Below are 21,889 nucleotides of genomic sequence, written 5' to 3'. Positions count from 1 at the left end.
CTGGCTCCCCTACATATACTTAGATTTTTTCATAAATCAAATACTAGTCCTATATAAGCCATTCACTTTATATGCTTGTTGTTTGTACTCAGAGTGTTCTTGATGGCTAAAATTCAGTATGCTCTAACGGGAATCGCTAATCATGCTGAAAATTTTAGTAACGGGTGCGACTGGAAATGTCGGTCAAGAAGTTCTTCGATTACTGCAATCCCAAGATTGTAATGTCTGTGCCGCAGTGAGAAATCCAAACAGCGCTAAACAGATATTAGGCAGCAATATCCAAACCGTCCCCTTTGACTTTACTAATCCTGACGCCTTTGATCGTGCTTTTCTTCAAGTCAATAAACTTTTTTTAGTGCGTCCGCCTGATCTTGCTAATATTCGTCTTCAAATTGCCCCATCTCTAAATGCTGCAAAACTTGCAGGCGTTGAGCATATCGTATTTCTTTCAATACTAGGAGCCGAACACAACCGTTTTCTACCCCACTCCAAAATTGAACGCTATATCAACCAATTGGGAATTAGAGCTACCTTTTTACGGGCTAGCTTTTTTATGCAGAATCTTAATACTATACACACAGAAGACATCAAAGTTCGTGGTGAATTGCTTCTTCCGGCTGGTAATGGTAAAACAAGTTTTATTGATGTGCGGGATGTTGCTGCCGTTGCAGTTCGTACTTTAATTGAAGATGGACATCAGGGAAAAGCCTATGCGCTGACGGGTGCAGAAGCTTTAACCTATTATGAAGTTGCAGATATCTTTACATCAGTGTTAGGTAAACGGGTACGCTATAATCCTTCTTTACTAAACTTTGTTCGACAAATGCGCTCCAAAAGGCTGCCAATAGGCTTTATTTTAGTAATGGTAGCAATCTACACCAGCGCCCGTTTAGGATTGGCAGGCAAGATTACACCTGATACAGAGCAATTACTAAATCGTTCACCCCTGACCATACGGCAGTATATTGAGGACTATCGACAATTTTGGTTATAAACAGTGTTTACTCAATTTCCCGAGCATAGCGTCCCATAAGTTCGGCTTTATCCAACACATGACCTTCTATAGCTTCCAGTACCTCTTGCTTACTTGCTCTTGCTGGCAAATTAAGCATTTGGTCTATTGCATAGATTTTAAAAAAGTAGCGATGAGTCTGATTTTTTGGGGGGCAAGGACCTCCAAATCCCAAATTTCCAAAACTATTCTCTCCCTGCAATATCCCATCAGCAGTTTCATTAATACCTTCTGGCAATTCACGAGTATCACCAGGGATATTGTAAATAACCCAATGGACAAAAGTTCCATTGGGTGCATCGGGATCATCCAAAATCAAAGCAAAACTCTTTGTTCCTTGAGGTGGCGCTTCCCAGCGTAAAGGAGGAGAAATGTTGTCTCCATCGCAAGTGTATTTGAAGGGAATAGTATTCCCGATAAAAAAAGCTGAACTTCTAACTTCCATAGTTTTGTAAGGAATATTTTTCCTTTCGCTTTACTACCAGTACACCTATTTTTAATTTAGATGGTGACTGCTAAAAGAGGGAATTTAAAATCTGCTATTTATAGCGAAAGTGTTGAGCGTTTGTCTTAGTTATTAGCCCGTAGATAGATTCCATTGCAATACTTATCGGTTAGGAGGTAAAGGGGAAAGAAAAAACCTTCTCCCAAACCAAATTCCAGTTTAAAATCCAAAAACCGAGCGTATTGGATTCCATTGGACAACAAAAACTTATGTGTGTTGCTACATTCTGTAAATCGCAGCATCACGTAGTGTTAGAAATTGGAAAGAAGCACAAAGTGAATGGAACGACGATGAAATCACAAGGATCTAAGTCGAGGGCAGAACTACCAGAGCAAGGGGTGTATCCTTTGAGCCAGCCAAAAGATTGGTCATGGCCATTCTGGGCTGCTGTGCCACTCTACCCCTACGGCAGGCGGCGGACACTTCGCAAGGAAATAGTTAAAGACACTATTTGGACATTCGATCAGCTTCACGGCATTCTCTACACCATCGTGCCGATTCGCATGACTATCGTTAAGCTGGCTGCCGGAGGACTTCTGGTCTATGCACCCGTTGCTCCAACAACTGAGTGTGTCCACTTGGTTAATGAGTTGGTAGCACAGCACGGTGAAGTTAAGTACATCTTACTGCCGACCAGTTCTGGTCTGGAGCATAAAGTCTTTGTTGGTCCCTTTGCTCGCCGCTTTCCTCAAGCACAAGTCTTTGTTGCCCCACACCAGTGGAGTTTCCCGTTCAACCTGCCGCTTAGTTGGCTAGGCTTTCCTCAAAAACGAACTCAAGAACTCCCAGAAGACTCAAGTCTTGCTCCCTTTGCTGATGAGTTTGACTATGCAATATTGGACATCAATTTAGGACGAGGATCTTTTGCAGAAGTTGCAGTATTTCACAAGCGATCGCGCACTCTGCTTGTAACTGATTCTATACTGTCTGTTCCAGAAGACCCACCAGAAATCGTCCAATTAGATCCTTATCCTTTACTGTTTCATGCAAGAGACAATGCCTTAGAGACAATCGAGGACAATGAAGACAACCGCCGCAAGGGATGGCAACGCATTTCATTGTTTGCGCTTTACTTGCGTCCAAGTGCGCTGGAAATTACTGCAACGGGACAGATGCTTCGTGATGCTCTCAAAGCACCACAGCGATCGCTAAAAGCGTACTTGGGTTTATTTCCTTTTCGCTGGCAAGAAACCTGGAAGCAGGCATTCGATGCTCTACGAGGTCAGGGGCGACCATTTGTCGCACCGATTCTGCAAATCCTCATTCTTCCCCAAGCACCAAGACAAGTCCTCAACTGGGCTGATACAGTTGCAAGTTGGGATTTTCAGCAAATTATTCCCTGTCACTTTGACTCGCTAATTTTGGCAAATCCGCGTCAATTTCGGCAAGCATTTGCTTTCCTTGAGAAAAAGCCCTCTGTAAGTCAGGACTTTTCTTCTAGCGAAAGCCAGCCTCTACTGGAGGAAGACTTAAAATTCATTAAGGAACTTGAAGCGGGTCTAGTTAAGCGCGGTATCGCAACGCCAGCTAAAGAGAAGGTGTAATCCAATACTTCTCGCTCTGTGCATTTTTAATTCGGAATCGGGTTTTGGGAAAAGGTTAAAGGGGAAGGGGAAAAGGTTTTTTCTTTCCCTTTCCCCTTTCCCCTTTTCCCTTTAACCCAGAAATATTGAATTGTTTACTACGATGCCAATAATTGCCGAATTAATCTGGCTACAGCCTTTTGCGTAAAGCGGTTGGCAATTTGTTGACCCAAACGCTGTACATCTGAATTTACCAATAACTGGGCAATTTTGGGCGCAAGTTCTATTGGATCAAAGCCTCTTGTTTCTCGGAGAATACCTAATATACGTTTGATATGCTCTAAGGTTTGTTGTTGCTCAACTGTCGCCGCCGGAGTTTCATTAACTGCTGTCAATCCTACACGTTCCCGTAGCAAATAGGTGAAGTTATGCAAAACATTTTTACCTAAAGCATCGAGTCCGTTAACAGATTCATCTACTAGCTTGTCACGAATGAAAGCACCGCGTTCAGATGCCAGAAATTCTATCCCCTGATTCAGCACTAAGTTGAAGTCGTAGTCTTGACTATTACGCGCATTCTTTAACAAGTTTTCTAAGCGATTCCAGCGAAATCTGCCTTCTTTAAAGAGCAAATCTTGCAATGATGCTCTTAATTGCGGTGCTGGGTCTGTTAACAGGCGTTTGGAAACGTAGGGATAAGCTTCGCTGAGAACTTTAAAGTTGGGATCTATATATATTGCAATACCTTCGAGTGTCACCAGAGAGCGAATAATTAAGGCGTAGTAAGGCGGTACGCGGAAAGGATACTCATACATCAAAGCCGATAGTTCATCGGTAATGCTTTTAATGTTAAGTTCGGCAACACTGGCTCCTTGGGCATCAGCAAAGACTCTCGCAAAAGCTGGGATAATTGGTGTTAAATCGGTTTCTGGTGATAAGAAATCTAACTTAACGTAATCTTTTGCTAATCCCTCAAAGTCGCGGTTAACAACGTGGACGATCGCTTCAATTAAACCATAACGCTGTGGTGGCTTAATCTCGCTCATCATCCCAAAGTCAAGATAAGCTAACTTGCCATCTGTTGTTGCTAACAAATTACCAGGGTGGGGATCTGCATGAAAAAATCCATGTTCTAGCAATTGGCGCAGCGAACACTGCACCCCCACTTCAATTAGATAACGAGCATCTATACCTTGGGCGCTAATTTCTTCTGTCTGAGTCAATTTAGTGCCGTTAATCCACTCCATCGTCAAGACGCGGCGATTGGTGTATTCCCAGTAAATTTTCGGTACATATACATCTTTTATGTGACCGTATAACTCGAAAAATCGCTCGGCATTTTCGCCTTCATGGATGTAATCCATCTCTTCAAAAATGCGATCGCCTAATTCATCGAGAATCCCAACTAAGTCACTTCTTACCCGTTTGACCTTTTTCTGCACCCAAGCCGCGAGGTTACGCAAAATGTACAAGTCAATGGTAATGCCCTCTCTTAAGTCAGGGCGTTGAACTTTAACAGCGACTTCTTCACCAGTTTTTAGTTTACCTTTATAGACTTGCCCCAATGAAGCCGCAGCAATTGGCTGGGCCGAGAGTTCGGCGTAAACCTCTTCTGGAGGAGCGCCTAATTCTTCTTTGATAAATTGGTAAGCAATTTCGTTGGGAAAAGGCGGTAATTGGTCTTGTAGCTTAGTTAATTCTTCTAAGAATACGGGAGGAACCAGATCGGGTCTAGTGGATAAAGCTTGGCCAATTTTGATGTACGCAGGCCCTAATTTGGTCAGCAATACTCGTAGCTGAGTGGCTCGGCGGCGGTCATTTTTGACGACAATTCCCCGTTTACTATCCGACCACAACCCAAAAGCAAAGGAGAGAGCCGGCCCCAACACGGCGAAAATCCGCCGGACAACTTGTAGGGGTTTGTTTTGGTAATGCGCCGCTATTACCACAGGATCGTAAAGAATCTCAGGTTGGGCTGTTGGCCTCAACTGTTGGGCTGCTAAGAGTCTTGGCGATCGCACAACTAAGCTTGGTGTACCATCTTCTGGCACTATATCAATAACGTCCAGTTCGCCTCGGCTATTTGTGCCGTTGCGACTGTCCTCCTGAATCGGTCGGGAACTAGGGGGAAGTGTCTTAACAATCATGAAAAAGGCCACCAGTCAGAACGATCACATTAAGGATTGTAACAATATGTTGAAGAATTGGGTACTGGGGATTAAGGACTGGGAATTAGATTATATGAGGATTAGGCTTAACTAATTTTTTCCAGTACCCAGTACCCAATCCCCAGTCCCCAGTAGTTTGCTACACTTAAACGGGCATACTAGTTCAATATTAGTAGGTATTGCTAGTTGCCCGAAAGCTCATACTCATTGTCTTCTAAGTTAGAAGTATCTGGCATCTGCCCTCATGGAGAATTTGGCTTGATGTTGCTTTGCCTGCGAATTGAAAACTTTGCCCTAATTGACCAACTGGAATTGGAATTTGGCGCGGGACTAAATGTGTTGACAGGTGAGACCGGCGCTGGAAAATCGATTATCTTGGATGCTATTGATGCCGCTTTGGGTGGTAAAGTCTCTAGTCGAGTCATTCGCACAGGGACAAGTCGGGCAATGGTAGAAGCGACTTTCACTTCAAACGCCCCCCTAGCTGCTTGGTTGACCGAACAAGAAATAGATTTGCTTGATGAAAATTCCGTAGTTATTAGCCGAGAAATCACAGCGACTGCTAGTAATATCCGCAGTCGATCGCGGGTGAATGGTGTGTTGGTAAATCGGCAGATTATGGGAGGAATGCGCGATCGCTTGGTGGAAATTACAGCCCAAGGTCAAACGGTGCAAGTGGGACAATCTGCCCAAGTCCGCGATTGGTTGGATTTATATGGCGGTGACTCTCTGATGCAGCAGCGTCATAAGGTGGCCACGAGCTTTAGTGCTTACCAACAGGCACATTTAGCACTAGAAAAACGCCGAACATCAGAACGGGAACGGTTGCAACAACTCGACTTACTCACTTATCAAGTTCAAGAACTGGGAGCAGCCAATCTGGGCGAACCTAATGAATTGGAGCAGTTAGGACAAGAACGGGAACGCCTGAATCATGTCGTCGATTTGCAACAAATGAGTTACAAGGTTTATCAAGCTTTGTATCAAAACGATAATGAAACTCCCGCCGCAGGTGATTTATTGGGAGACAGTGAGGCGATATTAAATGACATGGTGGAATACGATAGCCAACTGCAACCCCTATTGGAATTGGTGCGGGACGCGCAAGCTGCGGTAATGGAAGTGGGAAGGCAGATTAATGCCTATGGCGATGGTTTAGAAGCCGATCCGCAGCGTTTGGAAGAGGTGGAAGAACGGATTCAGGAATTAAAGCAAATTTGCCGCAAGTATGGGCCGACACTTACAGAAGCGATCGCTTATTACCAACGTATCCAAGGGGAATTAGCCCAACTTAACGACAGCGAACAATCTATCGAAAATCTAGAACAGCAAGAAAAGGCGTGTTTTGATAAACTCACCCAAACATGTAATCAGTTAACTCAACTGCGGAGTAAAGCGGCTGCTAATTTAGAATCACGTTTGATCGCTGAACTCAAGCCCCTAGCGATGGAAAAGGTGAAGTTTCTAGTTGAGATAGTGCCGGCTCCCCCAACTGCTATGGGAGCAGATAAAATTACCTTTACGTTTAGTTCTAACCCTGGAGAACCCCTGCAACCTTTAACGGAAGTTGCCTCTGGTGGAGAAATGAGCCGCTTTTTACTGGCGCTGAAAGCTTGTTTTTCTCAGGTTGATGTGGCTGGGACAATGGTTTTTGATGAAATTGATGTCGGGGTTTCGGGAAGAGTCGCCCAAGCGATCGCTGAAAAATTACACCAGCTAAGTCAACGCAACCAAGTATTATGTGTTACTCACCAACCTTTAGTTGCGGCAATGGCTGATCGACATTTCCGCGTAGATAAGGAAACTATCAATCAAGGCAAGGGTAAAAAATCTAACACTGAAAATGCTGAACAGCGTACCGTTGTCAGAGTTACTACTTTGGATAATTTAACCACTCGCCGGGAAGAATTAGCGCAGTTAGCTGGTGGGAAATCTGCAAGTGATGCGATCGCTTTTGCCGAATCTCTGTTATTACAAGCTGCTAACCATCGTCAAAAAATTAAAAATTAAATTTTAATTTTCATCAACAAGCTGCAAAACCCTCTTGTATAAAGGTTCCGCCACCCAGAATCCTGCTTGGTTAATCAGAGCATCTAACAAAGGTTTCACAGCAGAAATCAGTCTTTGACTTTTAGCTTCAACCAAGATCCCTAAAATTCCTGTGTAACCAAGATTTAGCCTAGCTGCAACCAAGCGACCACGACGTTCATCAATCAAAACTTGATCTGCTTGCATTTCCAGCGCTAGAGCGATGGCTTCAGCTTCACCAATATCCAGTTCATTGCTGAGTGCTTCAACCAATGTTCGATCTTGAACTGGACGAGTTTGAATCCAGATAAAAGTTTGGACTTCAATTGCACCTGCAACTGGAAAGTTGGGATCAGTCAGTTCTCGGTAGACAGCTTCAGGAATTAGGACTGTTCCATAAAGCTGTTGTAGTAAATGCAGATGGTTAATGGCAGCGAGATTATTAATGGGTGAAGTATCACTGACAATGATCACAGTCTACCCATCGCCCGCAAGTTTTCTATATCTTGGTCAAAATCCTCGACCCCATAATGCACTGAAATTTGACGGCTTGCAAGTAGATGCTGAAATGCTATACGGTTTATCCCTGCAAACCGGCTGGCTTGAGCTAAGGTTAACTTTTCTTTTTGAAAGAGCATCACTGCAATTTCCTGCTTCATTTCGCCTTCAGTCATCCGAGTTGCGGTTAATATTTCATTAGGAATGACGACGCTCATAATTATGATCCTCTTTATCACTACTATTCTAAGCAGCTTGGGCATTGCCAAGTGATAATCAGGTAAATAAACCGAACCGTATCCTTTTTATAAATATTGTTCATGTCATAATGTAACGCTTTGTTCTGGTTTGGGAACCCTAAGAATAATACTTGAGTACTGAATACAGTCTATATGGCAATAAAGGATGTTCTTGCAGATTTCGAGGGAGATGATTTCGTCACTCCCAGAATTATTCGTGCTGTTCGTAGTTTTAATGGTCAAGGTACTTCACTTTATTACTATATTGATGGTAAAGATTCTGAGGGGCTTGTTGCTGGTCTAAAAATAGACTTCTTTAAAGAAGTTCGCTTTACTAACTTTAAGAAACGTCATCCAACAGAGAAATATAAACCTTATTTTGATAAATTCATTTCTGGATGGTCTTGTAGCCACGATGATATGTTGCAGTGTTTTGCATCATCTAATCCAGTAACAAAAGTGCAATTAAACAAGATGGCTAGACATTGGGAAATTCCTGTAGAGCGATTTACCAATACCTTGTTACTTGCATATATGTTGTTGTGTAATGCTGAGGATGATGACTGGCTTGATGGATCTGATTGGGATAGTGGAGATTTCAGGGGTTCCTTGCCTCCACCAAAGCGATGAGTTGAGTGTTTTAGGTTATATGCCAATACCGTTCAGTTAAGGCTAAAAACTACAACTGGCGTAGGTTGGGTTGAGGAACGAAATCCAACATCCTCAACGCTTTGTTGGGTTTCGCTATCGCTTAACCCAACCTACTTTTCGTCTTAAGTGAACCGTATTGGGTTATATGCTGCCGCTAACTTTTGCCGTTAGCTGTCTCATCATGGTTTGAAGCACTGCACCAGAATATAGAGGAAAGAGCGATCGTCCATAACCTATAATTAATAAGCTGTTTAAAATGGTCAATGTCACGAGGATTTGGAAAATGGACATTGAAAAACTTAGTGATAAAACAATAGAGGTATCAGACATTACAGGTTGGAATAAAAATGGGCAAAAACTTTTAGTATCAAAAATTAGATCAAGAGACATTCAAGAAGATATTAAATCCAAAGTAGAAGAAATTCTCAAGTTCGAGCATGAACATAATAAAGTCATAGTTCCTTATGCTATGACTGCTACCCCTGAAAACATTATTTTTTTAAAATGGGATGGCAAGAATCTAGAGACTCTCTACACTTTCCCAACTCACGAAGTTATGTCTGAATACGATTCAGAATTCGCAAACAAGAGGATTTCTGAGTCTTATCTAGAAATATTAGTTGAGAGTTGGTTAAGAGATTTAGCATATAAATGGAAAACAGATAATCCTCCTAAATTACAAGAGTTAAAACAAATAGATTTTGTACAAAAACTGGCAGATGCAGCATAAGAGTAGAAAAAATAGTGACTACACTTTATCTTGAAACTAACTTCTTCATTGGTTTCGCTAAAAACCAAGATAAAGATTCTGATGTTTTAATTTATCCTCAAATAAATGAGCAAATCTCGCAAATTAAAATTGTGAGTCCTGCAATTTGTTGTATGGAATCTCTTTCTGTTCTAGAAGATGAACGCAGAAGAAGACATAGTTTTACAGAAAGGTTAGAGAGAGAAAGAAACGAACTAAAAGGAAATATCAATTCTGAATATTCTGCGGAAATTTTGCGTTCTCTTCAAACCGCAAAAATTCATAATGAAGCAATGACTAATGATATTGAAAATCGCCTTTTTGAAGTTTTGAAATGGGCTGCTAATAATGTAAAATTAATAAATTTAGAATCATCTATACTCATTACCAGCCTTAATCAACAACTTATTCCTGATCCGACAGATAACTTAATTCTACATTGTATTCTTGCTCATGCCAAAACATCTTCAGATGATCATAAGGTTTTGTTAAGTGGAAATTCTAAAGACTTTGGTACAAAAGAGATTAAACAAATATTGGGTGCAGCAGGAATAAAAAAATATGTAACAAGTACGCAAGACTTTTTAGGGTGGTTGCAGTCAATTTAATTATTAGAGTAGAGTGCGATCGCATCTGGTAGTTTTGAGAGCCATGCCAAGATAGATAGAAAGTAGAGAGTGAAATAATGTTAAAAACATTCAGAGCTTGGTTGAAAGGAAGTCGTTTAGAGTGGATTGATGATGTACCTACATTGGGAGAGCAACAAATCCCAGTTCATGTTACATTGCTGGAAAATGAATCAGTCATAGATAAACAAGCACGGGGACGAAGAATGGCTGAAATCTTAGAAAAACTTGCTGGAAGTCAAGCATTGACTGATGTTGATCCAGTTATTTGGCAGCAAGAAACTCGTCAAGACCGTTCACTTCCGGGGCGATAAAACGTGCTGCTTGATAGCAATATTATTATATATTCTGCTCAACCAGAAAACGCCCAATTGAGAGAGTTAATTGCTGAATATGTACCTGCGGTATCGGCACTCAGTTATTTGGAAGTGTTAGGCTATCATCTGCTTAAAGAGGAACAACGCCAGTATTTTGAGGAGTTTTTTCAAGTTGCTCAGGTTCTACCAATCTCTCAAGATGTGTTAAATCAAGCGGTAATTCTGCGACAACAGAAACGAATGACTTTAGCTGATGCAATTATTGCCGGCACTGCTTTGGTGTACGGATTAACTTTGATAACAAGAAATACAGATGATTTCCGTTGGATTACACAGGTGAGATTGTGGAATCCGTTTGAGTCTGATAAACCTAGTTAAGAGAAAAGTGCGTAGACGTAGCCCGTCGTAGACATCACCTATTGTGATTTTGAATCTCTGGTTATCTTCAACATTTTATTTCCACCAGGCTGTAGTTCGTATTCAACCTTTTCAATATCTATCTTGTAACCTTTTGAAGTGTAATATTTTACTATTTCATCTAAATGTTGTGAATGTTTCCACATTAAAGTTATCAGGGGAAATATTCTGACTTCTTTAGCAATACGCAGCATTTCACCTACTGAATTTAAGTGAAAATCGTAATCGAGATTATCTGAATATAAAAATAATAAATGCGAACAAAGAGCTAGATCAAACTCTTGATTATCATAAGCTAATTTAGGCAATTCGCCGATTGTATACCTGTTGCTTTTTTTGCCAGCTTCATAATCAGACAGAAATTCTCGAATAACTTTCACTCGATTGTGCCGCAAATCATCTGGGGATTTATGATAGCTCCATACCCAATCATTCGATGTAGCCTTGACTTGATTAATGATGTTATCCACCACTTCATTAAATCTTTGCAATATTTCATCACCGGAAAATTGGTATAGTGGATCAACAGAAACTACACTTTTACCCTGATGTGTCATTTCTGCATTAAAGCTTGCTGGCCCATCCCCAATACCAATAATTTTTTTATTTAAATCTGCATTTGTTAAATTGAATATTTTTATATATTCATCCATTGACCTCCCAAAAGGAACTACTTTATCTAGAACCATTGCCATAGAATTTACCTCATCAGTAAACTGATTAAACAAGCATAATAGCAAAATCAGAATGCTTTATTGCTTGCTAAACGGCAATGATTCAGAAATACGTTAAGTTTTCTTACAACTTATAAAGGTTAAGCCTTAGCAGAACGAATTGCACTAATAAAGTTTTGAGCATAATTCTGCGTTGAGAAATCGAGGGCGCGTTGTCTGGCAGCTACTCCGGCACTCTGAGCAAATTCTTGCTCGTCAAGATAGCGGAGAATTGCGATCGCTAATTTCTCTGCATCACCGTAAGGTGTTAATAGTCCATTCATGCCATCGGTAATAATTTCCGTCGGGCCGCCTGCATCACCAGCAATCACAGGTTTACCCAGCGCCATCGCCTCAATAATCACAATTCCAAACGGTTCTTTATCTGATGCATGAACGAATACATCCATCGCCTGCACCCACTCTGGGATATTACGCTGTAGCCCAGCCATAATTACTTGCTCTTTCAAGCCCAAAGCTGCAATTTCTGCTTTTAAGAAGTCCTCATAATCCGGTTCTAAATCGTGCTTACCGCCAACCACTACACAATGAGCATCAGGATACTTCTGTAAAATTTTGGGCATTGCTTGCACCAGTACGTGCATTCCCTTCCATCGTTGCAATCGCCCAACAATTCCAATCAACGGCCCGTGTAAAGGTAAGCCCAATTTCCGCCGTGCTTCTTCTGGAGACGGCAAAGCATCAGGCTCAAATCGGTCTAGTGCGACACCAGGATAAACCAAGGGCGTTGGTCTGTGGGGCCAAATTTCTGCTTGTGCTTGCTTGCCATCTTGGGAGAGAGTGATAATCGCTCGAGCTGGAATTAAAGTTGCAAGTCGCACCAACCAAGTCTTATCACTAGGCACTTCTAGCTGATACCACACAGCAGGCAACCCCGCCAGCATTGCCGCCAGACCTCCAGATATGTGCGTAATCCACATCCAATTGACAATTATATCTGCACGTTCGCGGCGTGCGATCGCAGCTATCCGAAAAACGGCGGCGATAAAACGGTGGATTTGGCGTAAACGTCCACTTTTCACAACTCGCGCATCAATGCCAAGGGACTTTACTTGTTCGACCATCGGGCCGTCTTCTAAAAATATCACCAGCCACTCGACACCAGCATTACGTCCTTGTTGCACCAAATCCCAAAGCATCATTTCACCGCCACCTCGTTGCTCGGCCAGTGGCATTACAATAATTGCTTTCATAATTTATATCATTCCTATTTAAGTTGTAAGATTTTGTTTTTTAACTAACTACAAAAAATAAGTTGCATCCAGTCAAATATTTTCGTATTGATTCATAATTAATAATTCTTTTGATGTTGGTAGTACTTATGCCCTGCCATAGCCATAGCTAAAAATCCCCAAAGAATCATCCCTGCGACGCTTAACATGCCACTACCAATAACTAGCTGAGTAGCAGAACTAATACCAATGGCGCGGGCAGCACTGATAAAACTATCGAAACGACCTTCACCATATTTGCTGACACTAATAATTAACAAAATTAATCCACCCATATAAAAGATGGCTCCAAACCAACCAAGGGTGAAAAACATATCTAAAATGCCACTATCAATCACCACTACTTCAATTTGACCAGTTTTTTCATTAACTTTCCAAATATTTCCTAACCCGTTACCTAAACCATTAGAAAGAGCTAAACCAAGGTTTTTGTCGTAACTCCCCGATCTATCTTGAAAGCTGCCGTCGTCTTCAAGATTGGACAAGGTTTCCAAACGTGTTGCTACAACCCCAGCAATTGGCTCGATAGTTGTCAATGGCACAACACAAATTGCCATCACCACGATTATGCCAATTAAGCGCATTTGAATTCGGGTTTTGACTGAACCCATAATCATAATTACTCCAAATAACCAGCCTCCCCAATTAGTACGTGCTTGTGTCAACAAAAAAGATAAGTAACCAACAGCTGAAGCAGGAAAAATTAAGTTTCCTGAACTAGTAAATAACAACAGTAACCCAGCCTGCATAACAGCACCAAAGGGGCCGACTGAGTGCAATGTACTCCAGACGCGCATCCCGAAAGGTACGGGGTTTCCAGAACTGGTGAATAATTTTGATTCAATGAGCCAATATCTGTCCCATTCAGGAGCTACCACGAATTGGTACACACCATAAGCCCCTAAAATCAACACACACCAGAGGAATGTTCGCTGAATATTCTGGCGATAACTGGGATAATCTCGCCAATTAGTAAATAAGTGAAAAGCGAAGATGATCGGACTGAGCCAATCCAATAAACCGCGGGCTACAGGGATAGGTGGATTATAAATCAGACCTATCAGAAAACCATAGAACACTCCAATAAAAGCCAAAACAAAGGGTAATCCCCCTTGGCGAGAGGCGCGGGGAAAGTGTCGTAAAAAAGTTGCTATGGTGACAAACACAACCAAGTAGGGTGCTATGAGCATTTGACGGCTAGCATCCCAGCCCACTCGATAATCAACTAAGCGGGTAGCTAAGGGCGTGAGAAACCAGATCCACCAAGTAAAGCTGATGTAGAGAATGGGATGCCGCAAGTATAAAAACACGGCGACTACTAAAGCTATCACCGGATAAATTAGGCGCAATGCAGCAGTAGCCCCAGCAAAATAGCAAACTACAGTCAGTAATAGAAAACCTGCGATCGCCATCCAACCCTGTAGCGATCGCTCTTGGGGAGAATAGTTTTCTTGTAAAAAACTATTGAAAAGTATCTGTCTAGAATTCATTCAATTTTAGATTTTGGATTTACCAAAGGTTTGTAGTAAGCACTTTAGTACTTAAAAAATAAACCTGAGTTCGATAGATTCTGAAGAACCCCTCTCCAAACCTCTCCCCGAAACGGAGAGAGGCTTAAGAACCTAATTTTTGCGTTGCTCCTCCCTCTCCGAAGCGGAAAGGGAGGCTGGGAGGGAGAGGTCTGTCGAATTCACGTTATAATAAGGATTTCAGTCCTTACTACGAACTTCTTTACCCATCAATTTCAACTTTAATTACGAATTACGAATTACGAATTGTTTATATCCTTGCCAACGTCCACGCCAGGATGCTAGTAATTTTTTCCCCGCCAACTGCCCTTGGCTAGGTAAAAATCTCAACCATTGTATGAAGCCCAAACTATCGCATGTACCCACGAATACTGCCCAGAACAAAAATACAATCCGGCGAATAAATGGCAGATGCTCTAGTAAAACTAAGGTTTCGTTATGGACTAAATTAATAAAGGCAACTTCATTGAAGTTATTTCGCTGATCTTCATCAAAACGTTGTGCTGGATAGTGATCGACAGCAACGTTAGGATCATAAATTATTTTCCAACCAGCCCGTTTTAATGTCAGAGTGAATGCCATTTCAAAATGTACTTGCGCTCCAGTACCACGCATTCGCTCGTCAAAACGCAGTTGCCCAATTGCTTGGGTACAAAAACTCATGTTTACGCCTTTGAGAATATCGACTTCGCGCGGTTCTCCCACTCCCAGGTGATGGTTGCCAATCACTCGCCCAAACCACTGCAATTGTCCTACTACTGGGCGGGATTCGTCTTCTAACTTGCTGCCGTGGTATATCCAATCACGCCCACCCAGACCGCCGAGGCGACTATCACAGGTAAAGTAAGCGGCGATGCGCTCTAACCAATCTGGGTGAGGTGCAGCATCATCATCAGTAATGGAAACAATATCACCCTCCACTGCTGCTAGTCCGGCGTTGAGGGCTGCGACTACTCCCGGTTGTGTCACTTTCACAGTATGCAGTGGCAAGTTGGGCGCGTTTAATTCCGCCAGGAATTGCCAAGTTTCTGCATCCGTATCACGGACAACCACTATCACTTGATCAACCGATTTAGTTTGCTCCTGTAGCGCCAAAAGGCAGCGTGATAGGTCTTGTGGACGGCGATAAGTCGGTATGAGAACGGTGTTCCGCATTCTTGCTTAACTCCTCGAATAGATCCACATAAGTTTGTGCCATAGCAGTCCAGCTATGTTTTTCTGCCACAGAGCGAGCGGCTTTGCTCATTTGCTGCATCAATGGGACATCGTTCACCAAGGACATCAGCGCCATAGCTAAAGCATCAATATCATCTGAGTTGGGTAAAACGATGCCACATTCTGGTGTCACTAACTCTGCACCCCCGGTAGCTGTGGCAGTAATTACTGGTAGTCCTGAAGAAAGTGCTTCTAACAATACGAGGCTACAAGCTTCGTATCGGGAAGGAAAAATAAATAAATCTACTGCTTGCATAATTTGGGGGATATCACGGCGAAATCCCACAAAATGCACGCGATCGCTTAAGCCTAAAGACGCTGCTAATTCTGGGAAAGGACTACCTTGGGTGTGTCCCACCACCACCAAATGTAAATTGGGAACTTTCACTAAGGCGTGCAGCACCGTATCTAAGTTCTTTCTGGGTGTACGGATATCTCCAGCGAACAGTGCTAGGGTGACATTCTCCGGTAAACCTAATTTATGGCGGTCGCTTTCACCAGGAGCAAACTCTTCTAAATCAACACCATTAACAATTACGCGAATGCGAGAACGCGGCACACCAATATTGACTAATTCCTGGGCTACTTTTTCTGATACAGCTACGACAACCTGCGCTTTTTGGAAAGCCTGTTTTTCCCAACGGGCATTAAAAGCCGTAAACAGCCATTGGTACAAACCATATAAATCTCGGCGATTGCGGGAAATATGAACAGGCGATCGCAACCATGAACTGTGGACAAAATGTACAGCATTCACATCAGCCGCAGCTAGATTTATCGCTCCATTGACTTTAACTAAATCAATATTAGAGCGATTTTGACGTAACCAATCTGCACTTTTTTGGGAAAATATGAAATTACGCACAAATTCTGTGGGGTAGCTTTTGACTGGAATTGAAATCCAATTAACTTGGCTATTTTGTTCTAGTTCTGGTGCAACTTCACTAGCTAATAATGTCAGTTTATGACCACGACGAATTGCTTCTTGAGCAACTTCGTAGTTTACCCGTCCCTGACCATCACCTTTTTTGATTTTATGAGTAACAATACAAAGTTTCATTCTCTATCTTCCTTAGTAATATCAACTCACACAAAGATACAAATATGTAAAAGAAGAGTTGAAAATAATCTTCTTTTTATGATTGCTGACTCCTGAATTCTGACTTTTAAGTCCTTCTTCATTATTTCGGTATTTTGATTAACTTACTTGCCACAACTCGCGGCGTGAAACTAAGAGTAAGTGCCGCTATAGTTCGCACATCGAATTTTTGTTGATTCAGCACTTGCCAAAAATAAGGACGTGCTGCGGCTATTTGTTCACTTCGCAGCAAACCAATTCCTAAAGTAGTATTAGCTTCTAACCATTTACGTTGAAAGTACGTCTTAAAGTGCTGTAAGCGAGGGTCTTCCATAAAGACTTGATAACAAAACATTTCGCTTTTAGCTTTGCGAATTTTTGCTTGTACATCTCGACTACCACTGAGCATAGTATCAGTTTGCTCATGGGCACGATATTGCGTCAATCTTTCGGGATAATAATAAGCGCTACCACCAGATATACAGCAGAGGTAAGTTAAATATAAATCCCACATTCCGCCAACTTCTGAAGGAATAGTATCCCAATCAATAAAGTTATTGCGAATTACACAAGATGCAGCAGTGGGTATGCTTTTATCTATCAATCCAATTTTATAAAAAGATTGATGAATTCCTTTTGCTAGTTTGTCCCGTTTGTAACCGCGTGTATTTTCTTCAGTGCCAATTTTATTAATTTTCCCAGATGCATCTATAATATATTGGTCGCAAAAAGCGATAACTAACTCAGAGTTTGCTTCTAGTAGTGGTACTAGCTTTGCTAAAAAATCTTCATTCCAGATATCATCATCATGGAGACTAGCAACATATTTACCTCGCGCCATCTTAAAGCCATGCTGCTGATTAGCAAGCATACCCACATTTTGCTGATGTCGCCAAAATCTGATGCGTGAATCACCAAAAGATTCGACAAGTGCCTGGGGATTTTCTGGACTACAATTATCAGAAATAATAATTTCAATATTTTGATAAGTTTGATTTACAGCACTAGCGATCGCAATCTTAAGATACTCTGAACGATTATAGGTGGGAATAATAACACTAACTAAAGGTGCTTCGCATTCTTGCTGCAATGACATATTGTTCTCCCTTGATTTTTTCTAAGTAGAAAATTGCACTAATTGATATTTTTAGCGAATTCAGCTTATTTAGCTTGAGAGATGCTATATAACTTTTTCGCTCTCGAAGGAAAGTCAGCTATTGTTTTTGCATAAATTGCTCGCAGATTATTTACATGAGCAGCCATTGTAAATTCTTTCATCAATAAAGCATGACCTTGTATGCCCATATATCGGCTTTTTTGATGATCGCTATACAACTCATGGATAGCATCAGCTAGTTTTTGAATATCATTACCTGGAACAAGAATACCCGTTTCTCCATCTCGTAAATGTTCTGGAATTCCTCCGACTGCACTACCAATTACAGGTCGATAACGAGAGTATGCTTCGAGAGTTACGAGACCAGCAGGTTCAGGCCAAACACTAGGAAAAACGACTGCAAAACACTGTTGATAAAGTTGATTTATTTTATCGCGATCGCACCAACCATGCCAAGTGATTCGGTTACTCAATTTGAGAGTATTTGCTAATTTTTCTAAGCGGGGTCGTTCCCAGCCTTCACCCGCAATATCAAGTTGAATTTTTGGGTTTGTATGTATTAATGTTTTGAGTAACCATTCCAGACCTTTATCAGAAACAATTCGTCCAGCAAACAAAATTCTATGATTTTGATGAACTTCTAAACTTAGGGGTGTGGTTGCTGTTTTCGGTACAGATATACCACAGTGTAGCGTTACAGTTTGTTCAGGAGATACACCATTTTGAATTAATTCTTGGCGCACATATTCGCTATTAGCAATAAAAGTAATTTTTACCTTTTTTAATAAATCTAATAATTGATGAGTATTTTGAAGTTCTCTAAGAGTTCTTAAGGGTCTACGGCTCCCACATTTATCTATTAACTTACCCCAGGTACATCCTAAATAAGAAAAATTGCGATCGCAGATTGTTCGCTGCCCTGCTAAATACTTTGTACCGCTAGGGCAATAGAATGAATGATTATGAACACTGAAAATCGCGGGGCATTCTCCTGTAAGCTGCAATAGCAAGTCTGGGCTGTGAATGTGCAGCAATTTGAATTGACTTTGGTCAACATTATTGAGCGATTTTATCACGCGATCGCTAACTTCAGGCGGCCGATGTTCAAATAGAGAAGCTAAATAAGTTTCAACACCTCCGCCGTCACCTACATCAAAATTAGAGCATTGATAAATCAGGTCTTTGTTAAATCTTTTGTCGTACATTTTTTTCGTTAGCAAGAAGGGATAGGCAAGAAGCCTCTTTGAGTTATACTGATTTTTTTCAAAAACAAATATGAATCCTATATACCTGATTTGAGTAGAGGTGTATAGCTGTACACCCCTAAAGCTTAAAATGAGGGGGATTTTGGATATTATTCCTAATCTGATTGCCTCACTTCATACTGCATTTGATGATATTTCCAAAGCTTACCTTTGAGGTCAAGTAGTTCTTTATAATTACCTTGCTCAACAATCCTTCCCTGTTCTAATACCACAACTTTATCTGCTTTAGAAATAGTAGAAAGACGGTGAGCGATCGCAATTACTGTTTTTCCAACAGAGAGCTTTTCTAATGAATCTTGAATTAAGCGCTCAGATAGCGAATCTAAGGCACTAGTTGCTTCATCCAAAATCAAAATTTCTGGGTTCCGCAGTAAAGCACGTGCAATAGCAATTCGCTGTCTTTCTCCTCCTGATAATCTAACACCCCGATCTCCTAATTGGGTATCAAAACCTTCGGGCATTTCCAAAATAAAGTCTAGTGCATTCGCTAGTTTGGCAGCTTCTTTAATTTCATCATTAGTAGCATCTGGAGTACCGTAAGAGATATTCTGCCAAACATTAGTATTAAAGATGAAAGTATCCTGACTGACTACAGCTATTTTGCGACGTAGGGAGTTAATTTCAAACTGCCGCACATCAACTTCATCAATGTAGAGATATCCATCTGTAGCATTATAAAATCGAGGTATTAAATCAGCAAGAGTTGTTTTCCCAGCACCCGATGCTCCGACTAATGCTGTCATTTTTCCCTTTTCAATAGTAAGGGTAATATTATGCAACACTAGATTTTCATCATCATAGCCAAAATCTACAGAGACTAAATCTATTGACCTTTTTAAACCTTTAAATTCAATTTCGCCATTTTGGAAATAATATTTTTCATCAGTTTTCAATAGATTTTTAATGTTATCTGCCGAACCATGTAAAGTGCTGAGATATGCCCTTGTGCCATTAATATCTTGAACAAATGGGATAAAGCGAAATAGCACAAAGAAAAAGGTTAGTAAAGAAGCAACTTGTAGCGTTCCATTGGTAACAAGACTAGTGAACGCTAAAATAATCATTCCGACCAATACTGTAGTTGCTACTCCTTCAGCTATTGGCTTGACAAGCGTCCAGGTGAATACAACTTTAGTTGTGGTACTTATTACCTTATTGCTAGCTTTGTAGTAACGTTGACGCTCAAATTCTTGAGTACCACAGGTGTGAACAGTACGAATGCCATTAATAAATTCTATGGCTGTTGATGTAAAATTAGCATTAGCAGTTGTCATGCCAAAACTCGATTCTCTGACTCTAGCGTTCAGATTTGACAACCCCACACCTAAGAGTGTAAATAGTAATGCTGAAATCAGCGTTAGTTGCCATGATATCAAAAACATTGATATTAAGTAGACAAGAGTTGTTAATCCTCTAGTTACTAAAAAGGCTCCGCCACTAAAACCCTGTCTGATCTTTTCAATTTCTGTGGTAATTGTGTTAATTAGTTCACCAGAACGAGTTTTGGCAAAGTAACTTAGCGATAAGGATTGTAACTGTTCAAAAATTTGCTTACGTAAGCGATCGGCAAGATGTAGTTGAGATAATTCAGTATAAACTTGAGAAAAATAATTGAAGGTGGCACGTAACCAAGTACTCAATAAAATCAGCAAAGAGACGCGGTATAGGCGATTAACTGCCGATGTCTTGGCTCCCAAAATCCAAATATCAAACCATTCTATTCCTGTTTGCACAGGTTGAGCATTAGGGCTAGTTAAGCTTTGCAAGAAGGAAAGTAAGAAACCAATACTCACACCTTCAAAAGTTGCCGCTAAAATCGAGAATATCAAAGCTGAAATTGCAATTTTGCGAAAGTGTTTAAATTCTCGCAATATCAAATAGTTGTCCTGCCAAAAGCTGGTAGCTTTGAGCAGACTACGAAGTTGTTGAGGAAGTTGGAAATGCATGGATTTTATAATAATAGTTTGGCAAGGTAGATAAACCGCTATAGATGCTATAGGACTCATATTTGATTGCGTGAAAAACTCCGTACAGATCAAAAAGCCTTCTTGACTGTTGCCTATTGCCTTTTGCCTCTTGCCTCTTGCCTGCCTACGCAAATAAGTTCAAAAAACAAAGCGGATTCCTATATGTAAGCAATTTTTGCTTTAGCCTCAGTGCGGTAACTGATAGTTTCATCTACCGCACAGATAGATTACAGTGTTTGGCTATCTAGATGTAACAGGTGAGACTGCGCCTCTACTTCCCATGAAGTTGGTAGTTTATTTAGCTGTACTGCATCTTCTAAAGTCCAACAACGAGAGCCGACTAAACTCATGTCACCCCGCAGCACGTTAAATAACTGTGGCAGATTGTTGAGATTGTATTTACCCATCCAACGCTCTAGCGGTGTGGTGTTGTACGTGCAAAAACTCATCGCTTGAAAGAGTTTACCCCGTTCTCCAACACGCCATTCATGACAAAAAAGTGACCCTGGCGAGTAAACCTGCATCAACACAATCAATCCCAGCATTACTGGACTCAGTAACAGCAGCAACCCTAAAGCAGCAATCCAATCAATTAGTCGCTGCAATTGTCTGAAGGGTTTATTAGGCTGTTTATTGCCAGCGGGTATGCTTAGGAATATTGGTTTTTGAGCTTCTTCACATGCATCTGCCCAAAACCGGAGTGAAGCTTCACCCAGCTTTGGATCTATGCTTACCAAACTTACAGGAGAATGTTGTAAGCATTCTACTAGCGATCGCTTACTATTTAATGCAGGCAGATATGGTTGTTTAACTTGTCCAGATGGCTTCACCAACAACTTACCCCGTCGCCACTGGAGTGTGCAGTACCCACGATTATCTTGGTGTTCCTGCGTTACATCATATAAATTCTGTAGAGTTGGAATTATTGAAGTTGTCATAATGTCTTTGGGTTTATACAGGAGTGAATTACTGAGGCGTTATCAAAGGCTATCAATGCCAAAGACCCAAATCCGAATCTTG

22 protein-coding genes are annotated in these 21,889 nt (G+C 41.2%); 8 read left to right on the top strand and 14 right to left on the bottom strand.

Annotation, left to right across the window (positions count from 1 at the left end; all coding sequences use genetic code 11):
- The first annotated feature begins 142 nt into the window (after positions 1–142).
- Positions 143–994: an SDR family oxidoreductase gene (locus tag VB740_RS21220; protein WP_323201895.1), complete on the top strand. Its 852-nt coding sequence runs from the start codon at positions 143–145 to the stop codon at positions 992–994.
- Between the two features lie 7 nt (positions 995–1,001).
- On the opposite strand, the gene VB740_RS21215 is transcribed toward VB740_RS21220, so the two are convergent.
- A complete protein-coding gene (locus tag VB740_RS21215) occupies positions 1,002–1,457 on the bottom strand; it encodes a YbhB/YbcL family Raf kinase inhibitor-like protein (protein WP_323201894.1) in 456 nt (151 codons plus the stop codon).
- Between the two features lie 350 nt (positions 1,458–1,807).
- Here VB740_RS21215 and VB740_RS21210 point away from each other — a divergent pair, with 350 nt between their 5' ends.
- Positions 1,808–3,061 carry a DUF4336 domain-containing protein gene (locus tag VB740_RS21210; RefSeq protein WP_323201893.1) on the top strand — a complete coding sequence of 418 codons (1,254 nt, stop codon included), beginning with the start codon at positions 1,808–1,810 and terminating at the stop codon, positions 3,059–3,061.
- Positions 3,062–3,198: 137 nt separating this feature from the next.
- Here VB740_RS21210 and VB740_RS21205 read toward each other — a convergent pair whose 3' ends face one another.
- Complete coding sequence (locus VB740_RS21205) at positions 3,199–5,187, bottom strand: AarF/ABC1/UbiB kinase family protein (RefSeq protein WP_323201892.1); 1,989 nt, start codon at positions 5,185–5,187, stop codon at positions 3,199–3,201.
- Positions 5,188–5,469: 282 nt separating this feature from the next.
- On the opposite strand from VB740_RS21205, the gene recN reads away from it, so the two are divergent.
- Entirely contained in the window at positions 5,470–7,218 is a 1,749-nt protein-coding gene (gene recN / locus VB740_RS21200) for a DNA repair protein RecN (RefSeq protein ID WP_323201897.1), read from the top strand.
- Positions 7,219–7,221: 3 nt separating this feature from the next.
- On the opposite strand, the gene VB740_RS21195 is transcribed toward recN, so the two are convergent.
- Together VB740_RS21195 and VB740_RS21190 are read right to left on the bottom strand one after the other, a co-directional pair.
- Complete coding sequence (locus tag VB740_RS21195; protein WP_323201891.1) at positions 7,222–7,710, bottom strand: DUF3368 domain-containing protein; 489 nt, start codon at positions 7,708–7,710, stop codon at positions 7,222–7,224.
- A complete protein-coding gene (locus VB740_RS21190) occupies positions 7,707–7,952 on the bottom strand; it encodes a UPF0175 family protein (RefSeq protein ID WP_323201890.1) in 246 nt (81 codons plus the stop codon). The genes VB740_RS21195 and VB740_RS21190 overlap by 4 nt, the downstream gene beginning before the upstream one ends.
- Before the next feature lie 174 nt (positions 7,953–8,126).
- Here VB740_RS21190 and VB740_RS21185 point away from each other — a divergent pair, with 174 nt between their 5' ends.
- Positions 8,127–8,603 carry a hypothetical protein gene (locus tag VB740_RS21185; RefSeq protein WP_323201889.1) on the top strand — a complete coding sequence of 159 codons (477 nt, stop codon included), beginning with the start codon at positions 8,127–8,129 and terminating at the stop codon, positions 8,601–8,603.
- A gap of 162 nt (positions 8,604–8,765) precedes the next feature.
- Here VB740_RS21185 and VB740_RS21180 read toward each other — a convergent pair whose 3' ends face one another.
- Positions 8,766–8,894 carry a hypothetical protein gene (locus tag VB740_RS21180; RefSeq protein WP_323201888.1) on the bottom strand — a complete coding sequence of 43 codons (129 nt, stop codon included), beginning with the start codon at positions 8,892–8,894 and terminating at the stop codon, positions 8,766–8,768.
- A 13-nt stretch (positions 8,895–8,907) separates the two neighbouring features.
- Here VB740_RS21180 and VB740_RS21175 point away from each other — a divergent pair, with 13 nt between their 5' ends.
- From VB740_RS21175 to VB740_RS21160, 4 genes are all read left to right on the top strand, one after another.
- Positions 8,908–9,354, top strand: coding sequence for a hypothetical protein (locus VB740_RS21175; protein WP_323201887.1), 447 nt, complete (start codon positions 8,908–8,910; stop codon positions 9,352–9,354).
- 14 nt (positions 9,355–9,368) lie between these two features.
- Positions 9,369–9,980, top strand: coding sequence for a PIN domain-containing protein (locus VB740_RS21170; protein ID WP_323201886.1), 612 nt, complete (start codon positions 9,369–9,371; stop codon positions 9,978–9,980).
- A gap of 77 nt (positions 9,981–10,057) precedes the next feature.
- The gene (locus VB740_RS21165; protein WP_323201885.1) at positions 10,058–10,312 is read left to right on the top strand and encodes a hypothetical protein; all 255 of its coding nucleotides are present in this window, start codon (positions 10,058–10,060) and stop codon (positions 10,310–10,312) included.
- 3 nt (positions 10,313–10,315) lie between these two features.
- Positions 10,316–10,693 (top strand): type II toxin-antitoxin system VapC family toxin, encoded by a 378-nt coding sequence (locus VB740_RS21160; RefSeq protein WP_323201884.1) that lies wholly within the window; start codon positions 10,316–10,318, stop codon positions 10,691–10,693.
- A gap of 38 nt (positions 10,694–10,731) precedes the next feature.
- On the opposite strand, the gene VB740_RS21155 is transcribed toward VB740_RS21160, so the two are convergent.
- The 9 genes from VB740_RS21155 to hepC all read right to left on the bottom strand — a co-directional run bounded on the left by VB740_RS21155 (position 10,732) and on the right by hepC (position 21,807).
- The gene (locus tag VB740_RS21155) at positions 10,732–11,427 is read right to left on the bottom strand and encodes an SAM-dependent methyltransferase (protein WP_323201883.1); all 696 of its coding nucleotides are present in this window, start codon (positions 11,425–11,427) and stop codon (positions 10,732–10,734) included.
- A 119-nt stretch (positions 11,428–11,546) separates the two neighbouring features.
- On the bottom strand, positions 11,547–12,659 hold the full coding sequence (locus VB740_RS21150) for a glycosyltransferase family 4 protein (RefSeq protein WP_323201882.1): 1,113 nt from the start codon (positions 12,657–12,659) through the stop codon (positions 11,547–11,549).
- 98 nt (positions 12,660–12,757) lie between these two features.
- Positions 12,758–14,188, bottom strand: a complete 1,431-nt coding sequence (locus VB740_RS21145; protein WP_323201881.1) for an O-antigen ligase domain-containing protein — start codon at positions 14,186–14,188, stop codon at positions 12,758–12,760.
- A 264-nt stretch (positions 14,189–14,452) separates the two neighbouring features.
- On the bottom strand, positions 14,453–15,382 hold the full coding sequence (locus tag VB740_RS21140; RefSeq protein ID WP_323201880.1) for a glycosyltransferase family 2 protein: 930 nt from the start codon (positions 15,380–15,382) through the stop codon (positions 14,453–14,455).
- Positions 15,300–16,502, bottom strand: a complete 1,203-nt coding sequence (locus tag VB740_RS21135; RefSeq protein WP_323201879.1) for a glycosyltransferase family 4 protein — start codon at positions 16,500–16,502, stop codon at positions 15,300–15,302. Before VB740_RS21135 ends, VB740_RS21140 begins: the two co-directional genes overlap by 83 nt.
- 121 nt (positions 16,503–16,623) lie before the next feature.
- Entirely contained in the window at positions 16,624–17,616 is a 993-nt protein-coding gene (locus VB740_RS21130; protein ID WP_323201878.1) for a glycosyltransferase family 2 protein, read from the bottom strand.
- Positions 17,617–17,681: 65 nt separating this feature from the next.
- Positions 17,682–18,842, bottom strand: a complete 1,161-nt coding sequence (locus VB740_RS21125; RefSeq protein ID WP_323201877.1) for a glycosyltransferase family 4 protein — start codon at positions 18,840–18,842, stop codon at positions 17,682–17,684.
- 155 nt (positions 18,843–18,997) lie between these two features.
- Positions 18,998–20,848, bottom strand: a complete 1,851-nt coding sequence (hepA, locus tag VB740_RS21120; protein ID WP_323201876.1) for a heterocyst formation ABC transporter subunit HepA — start codon at positions 20,846–20,848, stop codon at positions 18,998–19,000.
- 248 nt (positions 20,849–21,096) lie between these two features.
- The gene (gene hepC, locus VB740_RS21115; protein WP_323201875.1) at positions 21,097–21,807 is read right to left on the bottom strand and encodes a heterocyst development glycosyltransferase HepC; all 711 of its coding nucleotides are present in this window, start codon (positions 21,805–21,807) and stop codon (positions 21,097–21,099) included.
- Positions 21,808–21,889: the final 82 nt, after the last annotated feature.

The sequence above is a fragment of the Nostoc sp. UHCC 0251 genome, assembly GCF_034932245.1.
Classification (GTDB): domain Bacteria; phylum Cyanobacteriota; class Cyanobacteriia; order Cyanobacteriales; family Nostocaceae; genus Nostoc.
This window is presented reverse-complemented; position numbering and strand designations above follow the sequence as displayed.

Excerpts from the sequence above, each read along its gene's own strand:
- VB740_RS21220 (WP_323201895.1), top strand. The coding sequence starts at position 143 with ATGCTGAAAATTTTAGTAACGGGTGCGACTGGAAATGTCGGTCAAGAA.
- VB740_RS21215 (WP_323201894.1), bottom strand. The coding sequence starts at position 1,457 with ATGGAAGTTAGAAGTTCAGCTTTTTTTATCGGGAATACTATTCCCTTC.
- VB740_RS21210 (WP_323201893.1), top strand. The coding sequence starts at position 1,808 with ATGAAATCACAAGGATCTAAGTCGAGGGCAGAACTACCAGAGCAAGGG.
- VB740_RS21205 (WP_323201892.1), bottom strand. The coding sequence starts at position 5,187 with ATGATTGTTAAGACACTTCCCCCTAGTTCCCGACCGATTCAGGAGGAC.
- recN (WP_323201897.1), top strand. The coding sequence starts at position 5,470 with ATGTTGCTTTGCCTGCGAATTGAAAACTTTGCCCTAATTGACCAACTG.
- VB740_RS21190 (WP_323201890.1), bottom strand. The coding sequence starts at position 7,952 with ATGAGCGTCGTCATTCCTAATGAAATATTAACCGCAACTCGGATGACT.
- VB740_RS21185 (WP_323201889.1), top strand. The coding sequence starts at position 8,127 with ATGGCAATAAAGGATGTTCTTGCAGATTTCGAGGGAGATGATTTCGTC.
- VB740_RS21175 (WP_323201887.1), top strand. The coding sequence starts at position 8,908 with ATGGACATTGAAAAACTTAGTGATAAAACAATAGAGGTATCAGACATT.
- VB740_RS21165 (WP_323201885.1), top strand. The coding sequence starts at position 10,058 with ATGTTAAAAACATTCAGAGCTTGGTTGAAAGGAAGTCGTTTAGAGTGG.
- VB740_RS21155 (WP_323201883.1), bottom strand. The coding sequence starts at position 11,427 with ATGGCAATGGTTCTAGATAAAGTAGTTCCTTTTGGGAGGTCAATGGAT.
- VB740_RS21150 (WP_323201882.1), bottom strand. The coding sequence starts at position 12,659 with ATGAAAGCAATTATTGTAATGCCACTGGCCGAGCAACGAGGTGGCGGT.
- VB740_RS21145 (WP_323201881.1), bottom strand. The coding sequence starts at position 14,188 with ATGAATTCTAGACAGATACTTTTCAATAGTTTTTTACAAGAAAACTAT.
- VB740_RS21140 (WP_323201880.1), bottom strand. The coding sequence starts at position 15,382 with ATGCGGAACACCGTTCTCATACCGACTTATCGCCGTCCACAAGACCTA.
- VB740_RS21135 (WP_323201879.1), bottom strand. The coding sequence starts at position 16,502 with ATGAAACTTTGTATTGTTACTCATAAAATCAAAAAAGGTGATGGTCAG.
- VB740_RS21130 (WP_323201878.1), bottom strand. The coding sequence starts at position 17,616 with ATGTCATTGCAGCAAGAATGCGAAGCACCTTTAGTTAGTGTTATTATT.
- VB740_RS21125 (WP_323201877.1), bottom strand. The coding sequence starts at position 18,842 with ATGTACGACAAAAGATTTAACAAAGACCTGATTTATCAATGCTCTAAT.
- hepA (WP_323201876.1), bottom strand. The coding sequence starts at position 20,848 with ATGCATTTCCAACTTCCTCAACAACTTCGTAGTCTGCTCAAAGCTACC.
- hepC (WP_323201875.1), bottom strand. The coding sequence starts at position 21,807 with ATGACAACTTCAATAATTCCAACTCTACAGAATTTATATGATGTAACG.